This window comes from Stenotrophomonas maltophilia group sp. RNC7, assembly GCF_030910085.1.
GTDB classification, from domain to species: Bacteria; Pseudomonadota; Gammaproteobacteria; order Xanthomonadales; family Xanthomonadaceae; genus Stenotrophomonas; species Stenotrophomonas sepilia.
In genome coordinates, this window is sequence record NZ_JAVFVN010000265.1 from 1 (window position 1) to 2677 (window position 2677).

Below are 2677 nucleotides of genomic sequence, written 5' to 3' on the forward strand. Positions count from 1 at the left end.
TTGATACTGCGAATTGGGCTAAAGACAATAAAGAAGATTTTTTGAAATAGTTAGAGGAAAAAGGGGTAACTGGAAAAGCTGCTGAACAAGCTTGGAATAAAAAGTTAAATGATCAAAAGAAATATTTTAAAAATAGAGCAAGAGAAGCCTATAATCAGCATGGACTTGCTGCATTTGATACTTCAAAAGCAAGAGCATCTGAACTAGCAGAAGAAGCAGCAAATGAATTATTAGATCAATATTCTAATTCAGTTCCAAATAAAGATGCGTTTAAGAAGCAATTTTTAGCTGACGCTCAAGAACGTGGGGTTGAAGTAAACGATGCTATGTTAGAAAAGGCATGGAAACAACATCTTGGAGAGAAACGACAAGATTTCTTAACTGATACAAGGAATATTGCTAATAATTTGACTAAGGGTAAAGGTTTAGATTCATTTGTTGATAAAGGACAGTTTGAAGAGTTAATGCAAAAAGGACATGAACACAGTATAAGCGGACAGGAAAATGCCTTTAAAGATTACTATAAAGCAAAGAATCCGAATGCAACTACTCAAGAAATTAATGATGCATGGAACGAACAAAAAGGTCTAATGGCATCTAATTTCTCACAAGGTCTACATTCGAAAATATCAAGTTTAAATCAGTCACCTTATGGTACTGGACAACAGGCTTTAGGTTCTGCTATGGCAAAACAGTTTGCTAATGATTTCCGTGAAATGTATGGAAATGAAAGTGGACCACATAAGGAAGCATTTGTAAAGAAATTGAAGGAAGAACATCCGACAATGCAACAAATAGAAATAGATCGCGCATGGAATGAACATGTTGAAGAGAAGTACAACGATGTATTGAATGCAGCTAATAATGTAGCGAAACAACTAAGTACAACCCCTAATGTAGATAATGTACTCAATAAAAAAGATTTTGCAAAAGCATTACAACACTCTGATGTGGCGAAGCAGTATATTGACTCACAAGAAGCTGCATTTAAACAAAATTATGCACAGTCGAATCCAAATGTTACCCCTGAAGAAATTAATGGGGCTTGGGAAAACCATCGAATGCAATTACATGACAATATGGGAGCTACAGTTCAAAAATCAATGGCTAAAGTAGCAAATACAATTCCAGCACTTGCAACACAAGCCAGAGCTGTAGATTTGATAAATGCAGTTACAAATGATTCAATGCGCCATTGGCTTGATAATAATAACAAAACTCAATTTGCTGAAGAATTGAAATCTAAACCAGGTAATGAAAATATGACGCAAACAGAAGTTGATCAAGCATGGAATAATCATGTGGCAGATCAAACAGTTTACTATAAACAGCAAGCTACTCAAGCTGCACAAGAATTAACTAATGGAAAACCGTTAGATTCATTTATCGATAAGGGACAATTTAAGCAGAATGTACAGTCTATGAGATTACAACAAGCAAAAGATGCATTCTATAAGCAACATGAGGGACAAGCTAGTCCGGAGCAAATAGAAAAAGCTTGGGCGTCAACCTTACCAGGGGCTTCAAATGTTTTATCTAGGGAACTTGATGGTGCCATAGGTAGAGTTAACCCTAACTCTAGTATCCAAGGAGTTATTAGTGGAACTCATGCTAGAGGAGTAGATTTAGTTGAACAAGCAACTATTGATTTAACAAGAAGTTATGTAGCGGGTAATAAAGATAGTTTTTATGCCCAAAAATTAAATGAAGGCATGGGCATTAAAGAAATAGATAATGCATGGCAACAAAATGTTGAAGGCTATAAAAATCAAGTATTTGAAATGGCAACAAATACAATGGAAGATTTGACGGGTGGCCAATCTCAATATGCATTTATTGATAAGGGGCAATTTGGACACGGTTTAACTGCTCGAAGAATTGATGCAGCAAGAGAAGATTTTGGTAAGCAGTTTGCAGGGGCTTCACCTGAATTCATTGATAAACAATGGGATCGTAGTGGCATGGAAAGTAAACTAGTTAACGAGTCTCAACAGGTAATTGCTAATGTGCCGAAGATTCAAGCTACAAAAGGATATGAATTAGGAGAATTTATGGCTTCACATCAAGCTTCTACTGCTACAGATCAATGGGCAAATGCAAATAAAGAGCAATTTTTTAAACAACAAAGAGCCAGCGGTATAGCAGAACCACAGATACAACAAGCATGGAATGAAGCTATAGGTATACAATATGCTGATAATTTAGCTACTGCACAACAAGAATTAGCGAATAGCAGTAGTAAAAATATAGTAATACCACGTCAAATTGGTGCGGTAGTTAAAGGACTTACTCTTGGTGGTACACAAGGGGCATATGAGGGTTCTGGTGTGAAAAACTTCATTGAAGCTGGAAAAGATATGATAAATTATCAAGTCTTTGATAAGGTACCAGTTACAAATTCTTTGGAGGAAGCGGAACAAAAACAAATGCAAATGCAAAAAACATTCTCATTTGCAGCTGGAGTATTAGGTGGAGAAAAAGCTTATCAGAAAGTAGCTGGCTTAACTACTCAGCACAGTCCATATGCAGCTAAAATTCAGGACTCAGTAATGGAAGTAGGAGATATTGTTCGATACGCTCAAAAAGAACAAGTATTTGATCCTCAGACTAATCAAACGGTTGAAAGAATTCCTAATAATGCAATTAGAATGGTTGTTGAGCCTGAACGTTCATTCCT

1 protein-coding gene is annotated in these 2677 nt (G+C 36.1%); it reads left to right on the forward strand.

What is annotated here, in order from left to right; all coding sequences use genetic code 11:
- Positions 1-326: 326 nt before the first annotated feature.
- Positions 327-2677 (forward strand): hypothetical protein (locus RCF13_RS03410; protein ID WP_308140877.1); only part of this gene is annotated, 2351 nt, incomplete at its 3' end.